Below are 18,322 nucleotides of genomic sequence, written 5' to 3' on the forward strand. Positions count from 1 at the left end.
GCATGTTGGACTTTGGCAAAGAAGTCGCCGCTACGTTGCCCCAGCTGCGTGTGCCTGACCCTAAACGCAGCGGCACCTTGGTGCGCTTGGTCGGTTTGACGCTGGAGACCCGCGGCATCATGGCGCCCTTGGGGGCTTGCTGTGAAGTATTGGGTCAACACGGCCATCGCGTCGAGGCCGAGGTGGTGGGTTTCAACGACAAAACCTTGTACCTCATGCCCTTTACTGACCCCGTTGGCGTGGGCCCTGGCGACACGGTGCGGGTGATGAGTAACTCTGGCCAAGTGCGTTTAGGCGCGGGCCTGTTGGGTCGCGTGATTGATGGCCGAGGTCAGCCTCTGGACGGTCGTCCTTTGCCCCACTTGCCTGATCAACTCAGTCTGTTGGGCTATCCCTTGAACCCCATGGAGCGCGGCCCCATTGACACGATTTTGGATGTGGGCGTCAAGGCCATCAACAGCGTGTTGACGATTGGCCGTGGCCAGCGCATCGGCTTGGTGGCTGGCTCTGGGGTGGGTAAAAGCGTGCTCTTGGGTATGTTGACCCGTTTCACCAAAGCCGACGTGGTGGTGATTGGTTTGATTGGCGAACGCGGCCGCGAAGTGCAAGCGTTCATTGCTGAGTCGTTGGGTGATGAGGGTTTGGCCAAGTCGGTGGTGATTGCCGCACCGGCCAACGTGTCGCCTGTGCTGCGCCTCAAAGCCACGCACATGACGCATGTGATCGCAGAGTATTTCCGCGACCAAGGCAAAAACGTGTTGATGCTGTGCGACAGCTTGACCCGTGTGGCCCATGCGCAGCGCGAGATTGGCTTGGCCATTGGCGAGCCCCCCACGGCCAAAGGCTACCCGCCTTCCGTGTTTGCGTTGTTACCTAACTTGATTGAGCGTGGTGGCGTGGGCCGTCATGGCTTTGGCTCCATCACCTCCATTTACACGGTGTTGGCCGAAGGTGACGATGCCTCAGACCCGATTGTGGACATCGCACGGGCCTCCTTGGATGGTCAGGTGATGTTGTCGCGCCGTTTGGCCGATCAAGCGCATTACCCCGCGATTGATTTGAATGGTTCGATTTCGCGTGTCATGCAAGTGTTGGTCAGTCCCGAGGAATTGCGACAGTCCAACAAATTTCGGCGTTTGTGGTCGGTCTATCAACAAAACGCAGACTTGGTGCAAGTGGGCGCGTATGAACATGGCTCCAACCCCGAGCTTGATGAAGCCATTCGCTTGCGCGATCAGATGGTGACGTTTTTGCGCCAAGAGATGCATGCCCCTGAAGATTACGACGTCACGCGCGATCAGTTGCGCCACATCCTGTCATGAAGCCCCGCGCCGCTTGGCCGATCTTGGCTAAAAAAGCCAAAGAAAAGTGTGAAGAGGCGCAAGCTGACGTGGTCAAGTCGCGCGAACGTGTGACGCATTTGGAGCAAAGCCGCGAACGCATGGAAATGCTCTACCTCGATTACGTGCACCGTTCTAAAGAAGCCGAGAAAAAGCTGCACAGCATGGCCGAGACGCTGAACTTTCGCGGTTTTATGCAGCAAGTCAAAGCGTTGGTGCAGCGCGTGGATGCAGACTTGGTCAAAGCCAACCAAGACCTAGACAACAAAAAAATGATGCTGTTGGCCGCAGAGAAAAAGCGTATTCAGATGGAAACCTTGATGGAGCAAGACCTCAAGCAAGTGCGCGCGTTTCACCAAAAACGGGAGCAGCGCGAGATGGATGCGGCGGGTGTGATGCTCTACAACCTCAAGTCTTGAGCCTTTAACCCACCCGCTTCAGAGTCCTTTACGGGGCTTCTATCCAGCCCGCTTGCAGCCAATGCCAGTCGTCATGTTTAAACGCCCACGGCAACAATTGGGTGGCGGTGCCGGTGGGGAACACGTCTTGCGTCAAATGGTCGCGCCATTCGCCGGTGGCGCCGACGCTGCTCAACAGGGTTTGTGAAACAGCCGTCACTTCAGCGCCGCTCAGGGCGAATCGCGTGGGGATGTTGGCCAAGATGGCTTGGCCGTTTGTCGGGCCAGAGAACAGGTCGTGCACGCTGCCCCATGCGCGTCCCTTCAAGTGCACTTTTAAGTTTTGTAGTTCTTTTTCCGCACGCACCACATCACCGACGCGGAACCGATGTTGGCCCAATACGTTGTCAAACCAAACACTGGCCTGGGGGTGTTGGCGCAGTAACTCGGGCAGAGTGGCGAGTGCGTCCTGACGGTGGTGTGTGACCTGAACACCCCGTTGTTGCAGATGAGCCCCGTGGCGCCAGTTGAAAAGTCGGGCAGCCAAGGGGTCGATGTCGTAGGCAGCGATGGTTTGAAACCGAGCGAGCCAAGCGGGCGGCATCATCCAGCCAGCGCTGCCACCGATGAGCAGTAGGTGTGGGGTTTGCGGTTGCACCTTGGCTAAAAAATCGTCCAGGTGCTGCACCGTGGCTTGCCACCTTGGGCGTGAGCGCCACGCATGCAGGTGCCAGCTCAAGCCGCCCGTGCCTCCCGCATGCAAGAGGTCCAGCCAAGACGGTATGACGGCTTTGTGGGAAGACATGCAATGACTATAGCGTCAGTCTTACTTGGCACGCCCCTTGCATGACACCTCCATACAGGCACGCCAGGTGTCGAAAAAGCGTCAGTGCGCACAGGAAATTCAACATGCAAAGTTTCGATTGGGGCCAGTTCTTCGCCAGTACCTTGGGGGTGCTGTTGTTGCTGTGCGCAGCGCTGTGGTGGGTCAAACGCAACCGCGTCATGGGCAACGGCGTGGTGTCTGACCGACGCATTCAGGTGAAAGAGGCCTTACCTTTGAGCCTGAAGCACAAAATTGTGTTGATTCAAGTAGACAACCAGATGGTGCTCACCAGCGTCAGCCCTGGCGAGGTGAAGACCTTACACACTTGGACTGAAGGGACTCACCATGTTGCGTAAGCCCATCACCAAAAAGATTCTTTATGTCATCTTGGGCCTGCTGCTGATCGCGTTGATATCACTGCCCATGATGGGTCACGCCCAAGGCTTGCCCATGGTGAACGTCACCGGTGGCAAGAGTGGTCAGCAGTACAGCATGAGCCTGCAATTGCTGGGCTTGATGACCACGCTCACGCTGCTGCCCTCGATGTTGCTGATGATGACCTCGTTTGTGCGCATCATCATCGTCTTGTCCATCTTGCGCCAAGCGCTGGGCACAGCCCAAACGCCGCCTAACACCGTGTTGGTGGGCTTGGCTTTGTTTCTCACGTTTTTCATCATGTCACCGGTGTTTGAGCAGGTGTACAAGGAGGCCATTGGCCCTTACATGAACAGCACGCTTGACTTTGACAAAGCCCTCATGAAAGCTGAAGCGCCAGTGCGCGACTTCATGACCAAGCAGACGCGGGAAGACGACATTGCGATGTTCATGCAAATCTCCAACCGCCGTGAATTGCAAGACGCCGCACAAGTGCCCTTCACCACCTTGATGCCTGCGTTCATCACATCAGAGATCAAGAGCGCGTTCACGATTGGTTTCTTGATTTACATCCCCTTTGTGGTGATTGATTTGATCGTTGCCAGCGTGTTGATGTCCATGGGCATGATGATGTTGTCGCCCATGATCATTTCGATGCCCATCAAGCTCATGTTGTTTGTGCTGATCGATGGTTGGACGCTGTTGATGGCGTCGCTGGCCAACAGCTTTGTGTTTTAAGGAGAGACGTATGGACACCGCAACCGTCGTCGATTTAGCCCGTCAAGCCTTATGGATGACCATGCTCATTTCTGCCCCCTTGTTGGGCGTGGGCTTGGTGGTGGGTTTAGTGATTGGTATTTTTCAGGCCGCCACCTCGATCAACGAGCAGACTTTGAGTTTTATCCCGAAGCTGGTGTGCATTGGCTTGACCATGGCGATTGCCGGTGGTTGGATGATCAACACCATGGTGGACTACACCAAGGGCATCTTCACCCGCATTCCCAGTTTGTTCATCTGATAGCCACAGCGCATGAACGCCTCACTCATTGAAATTTTGGACAAGTTTTTGGTCGTCATTTGGCCAATGCTGCGCTTGTCTGCGTTTCTGGCGTTCACGTCTATTTTTTCGATCCGTGCGGTCAACATGCGTATTCGCGTGTTGCTTGGGTTTGCAATGGCCTTTTTGGTGTCGCAGCAACTCGACATTCCCCGCATCGACCCGCTCAGTGCTGAGGGCTTGATGGAGATCTTCCGTCAAATTTTGATTGGGTTGACCATGGGCTTGGTGTCGCAAGTGGCGTCAGCTGCGATGGTGGTGGCAGGGCAGGCCATTTCGGGTTCGATGGGTTTGTCGATCGCCAACATGATGGACCCGAACATGGGTAACGTGCCCGTGATTTCTCAGTTTTTCAACATCTTGGGCACGCTGGTGTTTTTGGGCATGGGCGGCCATTTGATTGTGTTTGGTTTGGTGTTGGAGTCGTTTCAACTCATCCCGATTGGACAGCCGTTTTTCAGCCAAGACATGTTGGGCAAGATGCTCAACTGGAGCGCCATGATGTTCTTGGGCGCGTTGCTGATCGCTCTTCCCGTGATGATGACTTTGTTGTTCATCAACGTGGGCCTTGGTTTTGTGGCGCGTGCTGCGCCCAGCTTGAATATTTTCACAGTGGGTTTTCCGGCCTTGATCTTGGCGGGTTTTGTGATTTTGATTTTCTCCATGGGCAACAACGTGATGCGCATTCAATGGGTGTGGACGCAGGCGTTCATGGTGCTTCGGTCGTTTTTAGGAGCCAGCTGACATGTCAGAAGAAAGCGGCGCAGACAAAACCGAAGAACCGACGGCGCAGCGGCTGAAAAAAGCGCGCGACGATGGCCAGATTGCCCGTTCGCAAGAGCTGGCTCCTGCTGCCATGATGGTGATTGCCACTTTGTTTTTCACCATGATGGGGCAGTACCTCTTTAATGGGATGGGCAATTTGTTCAAAAAGCAGCTGCAGTTTGATCGGCTGATTGTCGACAAGCCAGATTTGTTGCCGGCTATTTTTGGACACTCCATGCTGGACGGTTTTTTGATCATCTTGCCCTTGATGGCCATCCTTTATGTGATCGCTATTTTGTCGACCGTTTTGGCAGGTGGCTTCATTTTTGCACCCAGTTTGGCGATGCCCAAGTTCAACAAGCTCAATCCGTTGACAGGCTTGGCACGCACGTTCGGGCCGCAGGCGTTGATCAACTTGGGCAAGGCCTTATTGAAGTTTTTGGTGGTGGGCGCGATCTTGTTGGTCTCGGTCATGAACAACTTGCAAGACCTCACCCACATCTCGCAAATGGATTTGGGGCCTGCCATCAAAGTGGCGGGCACCATCATTGTGGATTCCTGTTTTTGGCTCAGCCTCGGCCTGGTGTTGGTTGCTTTGGTGGATGTGCCTTTGCAACGCCATCAACTCAACAAGAAGTTGAAGATGACCAAGCAAGAGGTGCGCGACGAGATGAAGAACTCGGAAGGTAACCCCGAGGTCAAAGGTCAAATTCGTCGCCGTCAGCATGAAATCTTGAACAACAAAATGATGTCGAAGGTGAAAGACGCCGATGTCGTGATCACCAACCCCACCCACTTTGCGGTGGCTTTGTCGTATGACCCAACGGGCGATGGCGCGCCGATGTTGGTGGCCAAAGGGGAGGACGGTTTGGCTGCTCGCATTCGTGAAGAAGCCAAGGAGCATGGTGTGTATCTGTTTGAGGCGCCTTTGTTGGCTCGCGCCTTATACTTCACGACGAAGCTGGATCACCCGATTCCAGAGGCCTTGTACCACGCTGTTGCACAGGTGATTGCCTTTGTGTTCAGCTTGAATCAGTCCTATGGTCGAGGGCACGATGTGATCAAACCCGATCCGTCCATCCCCGACGAGATGAAGTTCGACGCCAACGGCAAAGCCATGAACGCTTGAGACACCACTGAGCCACCATGACAGATATTTTCCAAAGCCCCGGTGACCGGCTCCGGTTTGAAATTCTCCTCAAGTCTTTGACCGAGGGAAGCATCAACTTGGCCGTCTTGAGCGAGCACGACATGGTGCTCGACTATTACGGCAATTTGTTTGAAGAACGGTTGCGCGCCAAGGGCAACCACCAAGTGGAGTTTTGTTTTTCCACCAACTCTGAACGCTTGGTGCAAAAGTTCAATGAAATTTTGTCTGAGCTCACGCTGAATGAGGCGTTGGACAAAGACAAAAACCACGCGCCACGTCGTTTTTTGATCTTCCGTGACTCGGTGTTGATGCAAGACTTCGAGTTGCAGCTGTTGGCGCGTTTGGTGAACGGTTTTCCAGCAGGCAATATCAACGTGATTTTGTTGATCAACAGTGCGGCTGATTTCCGCAGCAAGATCGCAGCCTTTGGAAAAAATTTACTCGAGTGGGACGTCGAAACCCAAGCTGGCGAGGCTAAAAAACCGCTGACTGATTGGGTGGCTGATTCTGCAGAGGCGCAGGATGCTCAGATTGAGCCCACCTTGTCTCCGTTTCCCACAACGCTCGCGCCACCCAGTGCCGACGCGCTGGAGCTTTTAAAGCCGCCGGCAAAAACGTCATGGCGTGTGCCTGTGTTTGGCAAGTCAGCTGAGGCTGCCCCTGTCAACGATGCATTGCCTGCCGCACCGATGCCTGAGGTGTCGCGTGAGCCCGTGTTGCAAGCCAGTGCTGCGCTGACTGCCCCCAAAGTTGCTGAAGCTGAGGTACTGACGGCCCCTCGCAAATCAATCTGGGGCTGGCTGTTGTTGGCATTTTTGTTGTCAGTGGCTGCTTTTGGTGTGATGTACCAAGAGTTGGTCATGCAAGAGGTTGACGCTTTTAAGAAGTATTTGTTGCGCGGCACACCGGCTGCTGTGTCGTCTGAAAAAGATGCGGCTGTGGCTGCTGCTGCCGCGGCTGCTGCCAGTGCTGCCGCGTCGGCTCAAGCGCAAGTCGCATCGAGCGCGGCGGCATCTGCCGCGGTTGAGCCCGCGTCGCAGGTTGCCAGTGCCCCTGAATTGGCCGCATCAACGCCTGCGCTGATGCCAGCCTCAGCCGCGTTGCCTGCCGTCGTTTCGGCGCCACTTGTGGTTCCTGATAAAGCAGTCCCTGTTGTCGAACCACCCAAAGTGGCGGATAAACCCAAGCTCAAACCGATCGAAAAAGCGCCCGCCAAAGTTGCGGACGTTTCTGCCGATGACGCTTGGTTGGACAAGTTGCCGTCCAATGGGTTTGTTGTGCAATTGGCGGCGTTTGACACACAGGCCGAGGCGCTGGCCTTTCAGCGCAGCAACGCGGTCTTCGCCAATGCGCGCATTGTGGGTGCGCCCAAGAAGGGCTCAGCCCAGCGGTACTTTATTGTGTTGTCACGGCCCATGGCAGACAAAGCCCAAGCTGATGCTTTTATGCAGTCCAGTCCTTTGTTGGCCAAAGGATGGCTGCGCAGCGTGAAATCGCTGAAAGCTCAATTTAACAAGCCCTAAGAGGGGACGAACCATGAGAATTACAGAAGATACAGACGCGAAGAAATTCGTCGATGAGATTGAAATCCCTGATGCCGATGACGTGGAGTTATCGCCCGCCAAGTCAGCCGGTGACGTGGTTCGCTCCTCGGGTGAGGCCCCTTTTGCCAAAAGCTATGCACCCGAGTCGTTGCCCAAAATAGAGCTGCCTGATTTGCCGGTTGATGCGGTGAGTGTGTCTGCGCAGACTTTGGCTGAGATCGATGATTCGGACGAGGAAGATCCACTGTCTGAGCCCGCGCTGGCTTTGTCCGCGCCAGATCCAGAATTAGACCCAGAGATGGAAGCTGAACTGTTGGCGGCCATTCAAGTAATGAAGGCTCAAGCCGATCAACGTGCAGAGATCATGCAAGCTCGCATGGGCAAGCTCTCCGGCAAGATTAGTTCGTTGAACGACAAGCTGGATCGACTTGTAAACAGTTCAAGGATAGAGGTTTGACCATGGCTGATGATGCCCAACAACCCGCCCAAGGTGAACCCTTGGTGAATGTGGCCTCCACGGCAGATCGCTTGAGAGAGATCGCCAGTCAAGCTTTAGACAGCAATGAAGTTGCACGGCAAATTGAAGAGCTCACCTCGGTGGTGCTCGACTCTGCTGAAGTGTCTACGCGTTCGGCGTCGGTGGCCGCCGATATCAGCGCAACCATGCGCGCTGTGGTGGTCAAGATTCAAAGCAACAACCGTCGCAACATTTTGCATTCGCGCATTGTGTTGGCCGTTTTTGCGGCGTGCTTGCTGGTGGCGATTGGCATTTTCTTGGGCATCAGCTTGAAAATGACCAAGTCGATCAAAGAGCTTGACACCATGATTTATGCAATGGCCAAACGTGTCATCGAAGTGGATGCCAGTTTGACCGCCATCGGTAAAACCAACTCTGATTTCTCGGAGTTGACCGACAAGCAAGACGCCTTGACGATGACCCAAACACAAGTGGCTAACCGTTTGGAAGAGTTGAGCAAAGCGATGACGGCGTTGCCAACCAACATTGCCGACCAGTCCAACAAGTCCAGCGATGCCAAGTTCCAAGCCATGCAAAAACAGCTGCAAGGTTTGGAGGCCAAGTTGCAGTCCATGGAGAGCAAGTTGCAATCGTCTAGCCAAGCTGCGTCGCGTCAGCCTGCGCCTGCAGCGCCAAGTGGCCCGAGCACACAAACGCTGTTGAATGAAATTCAAAAGCTCAAACAAGACTTGAACACCTCGAGCCAGTCGCACGAAAAAGCGATGGCAGCCGCAGAGCGTGCTGCGGCCAAGGCTACGGAAAAAGCGGCTGCAGCGACCTCTGCTGCGGACAAGGCCGTGGCGTCTGAACGCGCTGCTGCGGCTGAGCGTGTGGCTTTGCAAAAGGCTGCGGCTGAACGGGCAGCCGCCGAGAAGCTGGCGTCCGAGCGTGCGGCCGCCGAAAAAGCTGCGGCTGAGCGCGCTGCAGCAGAAAGAGCGGCTGCAGAAAAAGCCAAAGCCGCCGCGGCAGTGCCGCCTAAAGACCGACCGATTCAATACCCGCGCGCTGCGGATTAAAAATGTGCTGCGCTGGCTTACTTCAATAAAGTTTGTCTTGCAGTTTTGCCGCTAACTTAGATTGTGCCAAGGCAGAGACTTCGGCACGCAGTCGTGCAGAGGACAGTTGCTGGTCGGCTGCTTGTTGCACTTCTTGCAAGTGCGTCGTGATGTTGGTACGTAGTTCGGCCAAATCTTGGTCCAAGTGTTTGAGCCTATCTTGCAACTCACGCTGCAGCGCCATGCGTTGGCTCAGCAGGTTCACTTCCGCAGCGATGGTGCGCCAAGTTTGGGTCAGCTCGTCCGTCGGCGAGACCCGAAGTTGGTCGAACAATTCATGAATCAGCGGGTCAAAAACGTGGGGTTTGGCGTCACCTGGGCCCAGCGCTAGGGGTTCAGTCAAGGTGGGCACGTTGTCTGGCACGCTTTTGAGCAAGGTCGGTGGCGTCGCAGGCGCCATCGTTTTGGACTCATTCCAGCTGGGTTGAGGGGCCTGAGGCTGGAGACCCGGGAAGGACAAAAATTGTGGTTCGGCGCGCATGGGTTGTTCATTCCTTTCATAGACGGTTAAAACATGCCTTGGACTGTAACTCTAAAATTATGAAAATCAAATAAATTAGTACTTTTTAATGATTTAAACATTAAATAAATTACAAAATTACTAAAATATTAATGTATTCGATGCCGTCGAATTTAAGCTGTCGCGTTTGGCAACGTCGATGCCGAAGCACATGATTAAAACTGGCCCTTAGAATTTCAGTGTTAAATTTTGTAAAAAAATCATTTCAAATTTCTAGCCTCAATAAAACCTCATTCTCAACATGATGCAACTCAACAGCGAACTGGTCACGAGCCCTGCGCGTGCCTCGGCCACAGTTATTTTGTTGCGCGATACGCCTCAGGTGGGTTTGGAGGTGTTTCTGTTGCGCCGCCACGCCGCTTCTGCCGTGCTGGGGGGCGCCTATGTGTTTCCGGGTGGCAAACTCGATGAGGCCGATTGCGCGCCAAGTTTGCACCAGCATCTTGACTGTTCCCCCCAAACTTTGCACCAAGCTTTGGGCGAGGCCGATTTAGACGCCCCAACTGCTGCAGGACTGTATGTCGCCGCTGTTCGGGAGTCTTTAGAAGAGTGTGGCGTGTTGTATGCGCGCCATGCCGACAGTGAGGTGTTGGCCCATGATGCGGCACAGCGCCAAGTTTGGCAGCAGCAGTTACACGCCGGTCAAAGTTTTGAGCAGGTGCTGCAAGACGCCGCCCTGCGCATCGACACCCAGCACTTGGCCCCATGGTCGCGCTGGATCACACCCTTGATGCCTTCTGTCACCAACAAGCGTTTTGACACCCGATTTTTTGTGGCGGTGTTGCCCAACGGCCAGGCCCCCATTCACGACAACGTGGAAGCCGTGGACAGCATTTGGCTCACACCCCGCGCAGCGCTCGAAAAATACTGGGCCCGCGAGCTGTTATTGGCCCCTCCGCAAATCATGACGCTGGTCAGTTTGCAGGGCCATGCCGATGCGGCCAGCGTCTTGCGCGCGGCAGCGCAGCAGCAGCCTCCCCGTGTGATGCCTGAGACCTTTGATGCCGACGGACTGCGTCACATTTGCTACCCCGGCGATCCGCTTCACTCCGTGCGCGAACGTGCCCTGGTTGGACCCACACGACTGCGTTTCATCGAGGGGCGCTTTGAACCTTTGGGTGGAATCGACGCGTTGCTCAACCCCTGACATTCAGGGCGTATTTACTTTTGGCGCAGTGACTGCCAGATATCACGCTCCACCGCAGTGGACTTGGATTCATCGGTCAGCAGCGTGTTAATTTGCTCAGCGCTTTTGCCATGCGCCATGCTACGCAGATTGCTGATTTGCTGGCGATAACGCTCCAGCATCACCTCGGGGTCTAAGCCTTCCGTCACGTCGTGGCCCACGCTGCGCATTTCATTGCGTACGCGTTCCATGATGCGGTTCACGTCTTGGGGGGTGAGGTGCAAACGTTCTGCTTCGGCGTCCAAGGCTTGGCGGTCGTGGGCGGAGTAGCGGCCGTCGGCCACGGCTTTGCGGAACTCGTTTTCAAAGGTTTCGCGGTCTATGCGCAACTGGTCGGTGAAAGCCGAGGCCATCAAACCTGCGGGGATGGCAAAAATGCCAATACCAATCAGGCTGATCACCACCGTCATGGCGCGGCCCAAAGGTGTGATGGGTGTGATGTCGCCATAACCCACGCTGGCCAGGGTGATGACGGCCCAATACATGGTGGCCGGAATGCTCTCAAATTTGTCGGGCTGGGCGGCGTGCTCTAGCTCAAACCCCAAACTGGCCGTCAAGCTGACCAGCAGCAGCATCATGAATGCAGAGGCCAACAACACCCGTTTCTCGCGCTGAACCGCTTTGAAAAGTGTGTTCAGTGTGCCCGTGTAGCGCGTGAGTTTGAGCAAGCGCGAGAGACGAAAAACCCGCAAAAACCGCAGGTCGACGTTTTCGTGAAACAGCAAATCAAAGTAAAACGGTGACACCGCCAGCAGGTCAATCAAGGCGCTAACAGACACCATGTAGCGCAGTCGGCCCCGAATCGGGTGCGCGTACTCCTCGCGCTCGCAGCAGCTGTAAACACGACCGAGGTATTCCAGCGTGAAGATGGCGACCGTCACCCATTCCAGCAATTTGAACTCGGGACCAAAGATTGCGTGAATTTCAGGCACGGTCTCCAAAATGATGCTCACCACAGACACCAAGACCGCCGCGATGATCACGTGGTCGATGTAGCGGTGCAGCGGTCCCGATGTGGCAGTCGGGTGCAACAAAGCAAAGACCTTTTGGCGGAGCGTTCGGCCTTTGTTCTTGGTGATGAAGTAGCGAAGCGCTAGATAAATAGCACCCAACATATTGAATTTCTGTAATTGCTTCATGCAGAAATCTTGCCATAAGCCTTGGAAGGTCAAATTTTTCGTGATGTTGATTCCCTAGTAAATGTCCTATTGACAGGTCAATAGAACTGATTCAACATTCAAAGTTATGAATCAAGCGATGCCATTGCCCAAGTACCACCAAATTTATTTGGTGTTGCGTGAGCAGTTGCACGATGGCAAATTTGCCCAAGGCGTGCCCAGTGAGTTGGCGTTGATGCAGCAGTTTTCTGTGGCCCGTGTGACAGTGCGTCGCGCCTTAGCACAGTTGGCACAAGAGGGTTTGATCAGTCGCGAGCCCGGTCGTGGGACACGCGCCTTGGCGCCACTGGGTGCAGCCAAAGCCAAGCCAGTGGGGCCTAAGTCTCAGCGCGCCCAACTGACGGGCTTGCTGGAAAACTTGGTCACGATGGGGCTTCGCACCACGGTCAAAGTGTTGTCCGTGCAGTACCTGCCAGCGCCAGAGGAAGTGGCCATGGCTTTGCAACTTCAGGTTGGCGATGGGGTGCAAAAAGCCCAGCGTGTGCGTCTCACCAAAGATGGTCCGTTGTCGCACATCACTACTTGGGTGCCTGAGACGATTGCGCGCAATTTTGGGCGCAAGGAGCTGGCCCAAAAGCCGATTTTGATGCTGCTTGAGGAATCAGGCGTCAAAGTGGGTCGGGCCGAGCAAAGTATTTCTGCGAAATTGGCAGATGCCAGCATGGCGCAGCATTTAGATGTGGCCCTCGGCTCAGCCTTGCTAGCCGTCAGCCGTCTGATCTATGACACCGAAGACAAACCGATCCAATGGTTGCATGGTTTGTATCGCCCCGATCGCTATGAGTACCAGATGCAGTTATCCCGCGTTGGCAGCATTGATGCCAAGGTCTGGGTGAGCAAAGAGTTATCCGCCAACTTTCATTGATTTTTCAAAAGGAGCATCGCATGACATCACGTCGTCAGTTTATGGGTCAATCGGCAGCCGCAGCTTCGGCTTTGGCATTTCCCTTGGTAGGCGGTGCGCAGCCTAAAACCGTCAAGGTGGGTGTGTTGCACCCCGTCACGGGCGCCTTGGCCTATTCCGGCCAGCAATGCCGCGAAGGCGTGATGATGGCGATTGAGGACATCAACAAAGCCGGCGGCATCAAGTCACTGGGCGGTGCCAAGATTGAAGCCTTGTTGGGTGACGCACAGTCCACCCCACAAGCGGGTGCCGCTGAGGTTGAAAAAATGAACGAAGCGGGTGTGAGCGCCATCGTCGGCGCTTTTGCCTCTGCCATCTGTTTGGCCACCACACAGGCAGCAGCCAAATACAACTTGCCACACGTCGTGGATGTGGGCGTGGCCGATCAAATCGTCGAGCGCGGTTTGAAAAACACCTTCCGCTTTGGTCCAGGCTACAAAAAGTGCGCCGAAGTGGCGGTGGCCAACTTGCACGTGCTCAACACCGCAGCAGGCAAGCCAGCACGCACCGTGATGATCATTCATGAAGAGTCGCTGTTTGGCACAGGCACGGCGAACTTGCTGTCCCGCGAGCTGCCCGGCTATGGCTACGAAGTCAAAGAAATCGTCAAGCATGCCAACCCCACGCGCGATTTCAACAACATCGTGTTGCGCATGAAGCAAGTCAACCCTGACATCGTGATCCCAGCCAACTACTACAACGAGTACGCCTTGTTGGTGCGCACCATGCAACAGCAAAAGGTGACACCCAAAGCGATTTATTCGGTCTTGGGTGGTGCGGCTTCGAGTTACAAGTTTGTCAAAGAGTTCCCCGATGCTGCCAACGGCATCATCGATTGCAACCACTGGTTCAACCCCCGCGACAAGCGTTCGATTGAGCTCAAAAAGCGCGTGGAAGCCAAGGGCTTGTTCTTCAGCTACGAGGTGTTCATGGCCTACACGGCGATGCGTTTGTTGGGCGACGCCATTGAGAACGCCAAGTCGACAGACCGCGCGGCCATCATCGACGCCTTGGGCAAGAGCACCTTCTCCGACCACATCATGCCGTACGGCACCACCCAGTTTGTCAACGGCCAAAACATGGGTGCCCAGCCTTTGATGACCCAGGTGGTCAAGGGCGACATCAAGGTGATCATTCCACGCGACTACCGCGAAGTCGAACCCCTGTTCCCCTTGAAAGCCTAAGCCGTATCGCTGAGTCACGCCATGTTTGATCTGTCTATTTTGTTTGCCTCGGTGCTCAACGGCATCACCACGGGTGCTGTCTACGCGTTAATCGCGCTGGGGCTGACCTTGATCTATGGCGTGCTGCACATCATCAACTTCGCCCATGGGGCGTCGTTGATGGTGGCTTTGTATGGGGTCTATTTTTTAAAAGAAAAGCTGGGCATCGACCCTTACTTGGCCTTGCCCATCATGGTGCCGGCTATGTTTGCCTTGGGCTATGTGTTGCAGCGTGGGGTGATCAACCGCGCCAGCCACGGCAAAGACGAAAACATCCTGTTGGTCACGCTCGGCCTGTCCATCATTTTGGAAAATTTGGCCTTGCTGTTTTTTAAATCCGACACGCGCACTATTGAAACCGCTTACACCTTGACCACCGTCAGCATTGGCTCCGCCATGATTGCGCTGCCCAAACTCGTGTCCTTTGTGGGCGCCCTGGTGGTGTCTGCCGTGTTGTTGGCAGTGATGCGCTACACCGACCTCGGACGCGCCATCCGCGCTGTGGCCAAAGAAAAACATGGCGCCCGTTTGATGGGCATTGATGTGGACCATGTCTATGCCATGTGTTTTGGCATTGGCTTGGCTTGTTTGGGGGCGGCAGCTTGCTTCTTGTTACCCGCGTATTACGTCAACCCCTTGGTGGGCAGCGGTTTTGTGCTGGTGGCTTTCACCATCGTGGTGTTGGGCGGCATGGGCAGTTTTGTCGGTGCTTTGGTGGGCGGCTTGCTGATTGGTGTTGTTGAGTCCATCGGCGGTTTGTACTTGGGCGAGTCTTTGGGGCAAGTCGGTATTTTTGCCATCTTCATTGCGGTGCTGTTGTTCCGTCCACAAGGTTTGTTTGGAGCACGCGCATGAAAGATGTCCGCGCTATTGCGCTGTTTGTGTTGTTGGTGGGCAGCATCCCGCTCCTCACCGATTCGGGTGTGGTGTTGAACTTTGTGATGATGGCTTTGTACGCCTGCTTGCTGGCGCAAGCTTGGAACGTGTTGGGCGGTTTTGGCGGCCAGTTCTCGTTTGGCCATGCGCTGTTTTTTGGCACCGGTGCTTACGTGCAAGTCATGGCTCAGGTGCATGCGGGCTGGAATCCTTGGTTCACCCTCGTTTTGGCCATTGCTGTCAGTGCGGCAGTGGGCGGGTTTGTGGGCGCCTTGTCTTTTCGCTATGGTCTCAAGGGGTCTTACTTTGCCTTGGTGACTTTGGCGTTTGCGGAGGTGTTTCGCATCGTCGCGCTGTCGGTGCCATTCACAGGAGCTGGTGTGGGTTTGATGTTGCCGCTGAGTGAGTCTGTCGGCAATATGCAGTTTGCCTCGCGGGCAGGTTATGTGTGGTTGATTTTGGGTTTGGTGACTGTGGCCTTGTGTGTCACCGCTTGGTTGCGTCACTCCCGTTTTGGCGCTTATTTGCAGGCTGTGCGTGACAACGAAGACGCTGCACGCGCGATTGGCGTCAATCCCTTTTGGGTCAAGTTGTGGGCCACGGTGTTGTCGGGCGGTTTGATGGGCGCGGGTGGTGCGTTTTATGTGCAGGTGTTTCAGTACATCGACCCAGGCTTAGCTTTTGGTCCGCACACCTCGGTCGAAGCCTTGGTCGGCGCCATTGTGGGCGGCATGGGCACGCTGTGGGGGCCTGTTGTGGGCGCCTTGGCCTTGCATGTGCTGGCTGATGTGACGCGCAATTTGTTTGGCCAATTGCCGGGGATCAACATGGTGGTTTATGGCTGTGTGCTGGTGTTGATCGTGATGTTCTTGCCCCGCGGCGTAGGTGGCATTGGGCAGCATGTGTTCAAGCGTAGCAAGGCGCTTTCATCAGACAAGAAGGAGGGCGCATGAGCTTGTTACAGGTTAGCCATGTGTCGCGTGCCTTTGGCGGCTTGCGCGCTGTGCAAGATGTGAGCTTGGAGGTGCCTGCAGGCAGTTTGACGGCCTTGATTGGCCCCAACGGCGCAGGCAAAACCACGCTGTTTGCCTTGATGTCGGGCTTCTTGTTGCCCGATGCCGGACGTGTCACCTTTGACGGGCTGGACATCACGGGTCGTGCACCACACCTGAATGCGGCTTTAGGGCTGACACGGACGTTCCAGATCGTACAACCCTTTGCCTCACAAACCGTCCGTGAAAACATCGCGGTCGGCGCGCACTTGAAACATGCCAAACGCAGCGATGCCTTGCACGCTGCCGAAGCGGTGGCCGAGCGCGTGGGCTTGTACGCGCAGCTGGACAAACCTGCCGGGGACTTGACCGTGGCAGGCCGCAAGCGCTTGGAGTTGGCGCGAGCCTTGGCCACCCAGCCCAAATTGCTGTTGCTCGACGAGGTGCTGGCTGGTTTGAACCCGCAAGAAATTCAAGACATGTTGCCCGTGGTGCGCGGCTTGGTGGACAGCGGTGTCACGGTGCTCATGATTGAGCACGTCATGCAAGCCGTGATGAACTTGGCCGAGCATGTGTGGGTGTTGGCGCAAGGGCAGCTGATTGCCCAAGGCGCACCGAACGAGGTGACACAAAACCCGCAAGTGATCGAGGCCTACTTGGGCCACGGCACCGCCGCGCGTTTGCGCAAAGCCCAGCAGGAGGCCGCATGAGCCATTTACTCACCCTCGAAGGCCTGCGCGCAGGCTATGGTGCTGTGGAGGTGTTGCGCGGTGTCGATTTGCACATCGCGCCTGGCGAATTGGTGGCTTTGCTCGGCAGCAATGGCGCTGGCAAAACAACCCTGAACTCGGTGGTCTCGGGCTTGGTTCCTGCTTGGTCCGGACGCGTGTTGTTTGACGGGCAAGACCTCACCGGCGCCCACTACCGTCGCGTGGTGCAAGCCGGTTTGATTCAAGTGCCTGAAGGTCGCAAGGTGTTTCCTAACCTCAGCGTGCTCGAAAATTTAGAACTCGGAGCCTTCACCCGCGCACGCGCACGCCGTGTCGAAAACTTGGTGCGTGTGTTCGACACCTTCCCCCGCTTGCGCGAACGCCAAGCGCAACTCGCGGGCACCATGAGCGGTGGCGAACAACAAATGCTGGCGATTGGTCGTGGCCTGATGGCCGAGCCCAAGCTGCTGATCTTGGACGAACCCTCGCTGGGGTTGTCGCCGCTGTTGGTGGAAGAAATGTTTGCCCTGATCGCGCAATTGCGTGCGGGCGGGTTGGCCGTGTTGTTGGTGGAACAAAACGTGGGCCAGTCACTCGAGATTGCCGACCGCGCCTACGTGATGGAAAACGGCAGCATCCGTTTCTCGGGTACGTCAGCAGAACTGTTGGCCAGCGACACCCTGCGTCAAGCTTACTTGGGCGTGTGAGTTTGCAGATGCATCGCCTAGGTTTTGTTTGCTTGTCGTGGTTACTGGCGCTGGGGACAGGTGGTTCAGCTTTGGCGCAAACCACCAATGCGACAGCGCCGGTGCGCATCTTGGTCGGCGCACCTGCGGGTGGCAGCACCGACACCATGGCCCGCGCCGTGGCACACGCCATGGGCCAGCAACTGGGCCGCACGGTGGTGGTCGAAAACCGCCCCGGCGCAGGCGGTAATCTGGCCGCCGAAGCGGTCGCCCGAGCCGCACCGGACGGCCAAACTTTGTTGATGAGTTTCACCAGCCACGCCATCAACGCCTCGCTGTACCCGCGCTTGCCCTTTGACCCCGTGAAAGACTTCACGCCACTGACCTTGGTGTCCACCTCACCCTCGGTGCTCGTGGCCCACCCCTCACTGCCTGCCAACAACGTGGCTGAGTTGGTGGCCTTGGCCAAAGCCAAACCGGGCCAGCTCAACTTCGCGATTGGGGCCTTGGGCTCATCGCTGCATTTGGCTGGCGAGGCCTTCAAACTCAAAGCGGGTGTTTTTATTGTGAACATTCCTTACCGCGGCACAGCGCCTGCTGTGCAAGACGTGTTGGCCGGTCAAGTGGAATTGATGTTTGCGGCGGTGGGCAATGTGCAACAACACATCCGTGCCGGCAAGCTCAAAGCCTTGGCCGTGACCAGCCCACAACGCTTGGCTGCACTGCCCGATGTACCGGCCATGGCCGAGACCTTGTCGGGCTATGAGTCCAGCGCTTGGTTTGGTTTGTTCGGGCCCGCCAAGATGGCGCCAGACTTGATGCGCGCTTGGAGCGACGCCGCCCGTGCGGCGGTACAAAGCCCCGAGGTGCGCCGTCGCATTGAAGCCGAAGGTGCCACCGCCGTGGGCAACAGTCCGCAAGAATTTGGCCGCTTTGTGGTGGCCGACATCGCGCGCTGGCGCGAGGTGGTGAAGTACTCTGGAGCCAAACCCGAATGACGCGCGTTTCTTCCTCTGCTGA

General features: G+C 55.9%; 21 protein-coding genes. 18 read left to right on the top strand and 3 right to left on the bottom strand.

The genetic code is table 11. The features are described from left to right. Positions 1-2: 2 nt before the first annotated feature. On the top strand, positions 3-1,322 hold the full coding sequence (locus tag B9Z42_RS05345; protein ID WP_100132338.1) for a FliI/YscN family ATPase: 1,320 nt from the start codon (positions 3-5) through the stop codon (positions 1,320-1,322). Continuing rightward, positions 1,319-1,759 (top strand): flagellar FliJ family protein, encoded by a 441-nt coding sequence (locus B9Z42_RS05350; RefSeq protein WP_100132339.1) that lies wholly within the window; start codon positions 1,319-1,321, stop codon positions 1,757-1,759. Before B9Z42_RS05345 ends, B9Z42_RS05350 begins: the two co-directional genes overlap by 4 nt. A 28-nt stretch (positions 1,760-1,787) precedes the next feature. Here the strand turns inward: B9Z42_RS05350 and B9Z42_RS05355 are convergent, their stop codons facing one another. Beyond that, a complete protein-coding gene (locus B9Z42_RS05355; protein WP_100132340.1) occupies positions 1,788-2,543 on the bottom strand; it encodes a hypothetical protein in 756 nt (251 codons plus the stop codon). Positions 2,544-2,647: 104 nt separating this feature from the next. On the opposite strand from B9Z42_RS05355, the gene B9Z42_RS05360 reads away from it, so the two are divergent. The 8 genes from B9Z42_RS05360 to B9Z42_RS16330 are packed head-to-tail and all read left to right on the top strand — an operon-like array spanning position 2,648 to position 8,988. Continuing rightward, positions 2,648-2,920 (top strand): flagellar biosynthetic protein FliO, encoded by a 273-nt coding sequence (locus B9Z42_RS05360; RefSeq protein WP_158235908.1) that lies wholly within the window; start codon positions 2,648-2,650, stop codon positions 2,918-2,920. After that, entirely contained in the window at positions 2,910-3,677 is a 768-nt protein-coding gene (gene fliP / locus B9Z42_RS05365) for a flagellar type III secretion system pore protein FliP (RefSeq protein ID WP_100132342.1), read from the top strand. The genes B9Z42_RS05360 and fliP overlap by 11 nt, the downstream gene beginning before the upstream one ends. Before the next feature lie 10 nt (positions 3,678-3,687). Beyond that, positions 3,688-3,957, top strand: a complete 270-nt coding sequence (gene fliQ, locus B9Z42_RS05370; RefSeq protein ID WP_100132343.1) for a flagellar biosynthesis protein FliQ — start codon at positions 3,688-3,690, stop codon at positions 3,955-3,957. A 12-nt stretch (positions 3,958-3,969) separates the two neighbouring features. Beyond that, positions 3,970-4,740, top strand: coding sequence for a flagellar biosynthetic protein FliR (gene fliR / locus B9Z42_RS05375; RefSeq protein ID WP_100132344.1), 771 nt, complete (start codon positions 3,970-3,972; stop codon positions 4,738-4,740). A gap of 1 nt (position 4,741) precedes the next feature. After that, entirely contained in the window at positions 4,742-5,890 is a 1,149-nt protein-coding gene (flhB, locus tag B9Z42_RS05380; protein WP_100132345.1) for a flagellar biosynthesis protein FlhB, read from the top strand. 17 nt (positions 5,891-5,907) lie between these two features. After that, positions 5,908-7,434: an SPOR domain-containing protein gene (locus tag B9Z42_RS05385; RefSeq protein WP_100132346.1), complete on the top strand. Its 1,527-nt coding sequence runs from the start codon at positions 5,908-5,910 to the stop codon at positions 7,432-7,434. A 13-nt stretch (positions 7,435-7,447) separates the two neighbouring features. Beyond that, positions 7,448-7,912: a hypothetical protein gene (locus B9Z42_RS05390; RefSeq protein WP_100132347.1), complete on the top strand. Its 465-nt coding sequence runs from the start codon at positions 7,448-7,450 to the stop codon at positions 7,910-7,912. Between the two features lie 2 nt (positions 7,913-7,914). Beyond that, the gene (locus B9Z42_RS16330; RefSeq protein ID WP_199171987.1) at positions 7,915-8,988 is read left to right on the top strand and encodes a hypothetical protein; all 1,074 of its coding nucleotides are present in this window, start codon (positions 7,915-7,917) and stop codon (positions 8,986-8,988) included. Positions 8,989-9,010: 22 nt separating this feature from the next. On the opposite strand, the gene B9Z42_RS05400 is transcribed toward B9Z42_RS16330, so the two are convergent. Continuing rightward, on the bottom strand, positions 9,011-9,508 hold the full coding sequence (locus B9Z42_RS05400) for a hypothetical protein (protein ID WP_100132348.1): 498 nt from the start codon (positions 9,506-9,508) through the stop codon (positions 9,011-9,013). Positions 9,509-9,788: 280 nt separating this feature from the next. On the opposite strand from B9Z42_RS05400, the gene B9Z42_RS05405 reads away from it, so the two are divergent. Further along, positions 9,789-10,694: an NUDIX hydrolase gene (locus tag B9Z42_RS05405; RefSeq protein ID WP_369806842.1), complete on the top strand. Its 906-nt coding sequence runs from the start codon at positions 9,789-9,791 to the stop codon at positions 10,692-10,694. A 14-nt stretch (positions 10,695-10,708) separates the two neighbouring features. Here B9Z42_RS05405 and B9Z42_RS05410 read toward each other — a convergent pair whose 3' ends face one another. Beyond that, positions 10,709-11,872, bottom strand: a complete 1,164-nt coding sequence (locus tag B9Z42_RS05410) for an ion transporter (protein ID WP_100132349.1) — start codon at positions 11,870-11,872, stop codon at positions 10,709-10,711. 106 nt (positions 11,873-11,978) lie between these two features. On the opposite strand from B9Z42_RS05410, the gene B9Z42_RS05415 reads away from it, so the two are divergent. Genes B9Z42_RS05415 through B9Z42_RS05445 form a run of 7 tightly spaced genes read left to right on the top strand, consistent with a single transcriptional unit; the run spans position 11,979 to position 18,300 of the window. After that, on the top strand, positions 11,979-12,776 hold the full coding sequence (locus B9Z42_RS05415; RefSeq protein WP_199171988.1) for a GntR family transcriptional regulator: 798 nt from the start codon (positions 11,979-11,981) through the stop codon (positions 12,774-12,776). Positions 12,777-12,796: 20 nt separating this feature from the next. Then, complete coding sequence (locus B9Z42_RS05420; protein WP_100132749.1) at positions 12,797-13,999, top strand: ABC transporter substrate-binding protein; 1,203 nt, start codon at positions 12,797-12,799, stop codon at positions 13,997-13,999. A 21-nt stretch (positions 14,000-14,020) separates the two neighbouring features. Next, entirely contained in the window at positions 14,021-14,893 is an 873-nt protein-coding gene (locus B9Z42_RS05425; protein WP_100132350.1) for a branched-chain amino acid ABC transporter permease, read from the top strand. After that, positions 14,890-15,867 carry a branched-chain amino acid ABC transporter permease gene (locus B9Z42_RS05430; protein ID WP_100132351.1) on the top strand — a complete coding sequence of 326 codons (978 nt, stop codon included), beginning with the start codon at positions 14,890-14,892 and terminating at the stop codon, positions 15,865-15,867. Before B9Z42_RS05425 ends, B9Z42_RS05430 begins: the two co-directional genes overlap by 4 nt. Beyond that, the gene (locus tag B9Z42_RS05435) at positions 15,864-16,616 is read left to right on the top strand and encodes an ABC transporter ATP-binding protein (RefSeq protein WP_100132352.1); all 753 of its coding nucleotides are present in this window, start codon (positions 15,864-15,866) and stop codon (positions 16,614-16,616) included. Before B9Z42_RS05430 ends, B9Z42_RS05435 begins: the two co-directional genes overlap by 4 nt. After that, a complete protein-coding gene (locus B9Z42_RS05440) occupies positions 16,613-17,323 on the top strand; it encodes an ABC transporter ATP-binding protein (RefSeq protein WP_100132353.1) in 711 nt (236 codons plus the stop codon). The genes B9Z42_RS05435 and B9Z42_RS05440 overlap by 4 nt, the downstream gene beginning before the upstream one ends. An 8-nt stretch (positions 17,324-17,331) precedes the next feature. Further along, positions 17,332-18,300 carry a tripartite tricarboxylate transporter substrate binding protein gene (locus B9Z42_RS05445; RefSeq protein WP_100132354.1) on the top strand — a complete coding sequence of 323 codons (969 nt, stop codon included), beginning with the start codon at positions 17,332-17,334 and terminating at the stop codon, positions 18,298-18,300. Positions 18,301-18,322: the final 22 nt, after the last annotated feature.

The organism is Limnohabitans sp. B9-3 (assembly GCF_002778325.1).
Classification (GTDB): domain Bacteria; phylum Pseudomonadota; class Gammaproteobacteria; order Burkholderiales; family Burkholderiaceae_C; genus Limnohabitans; species Limnohabitans kasalickyi.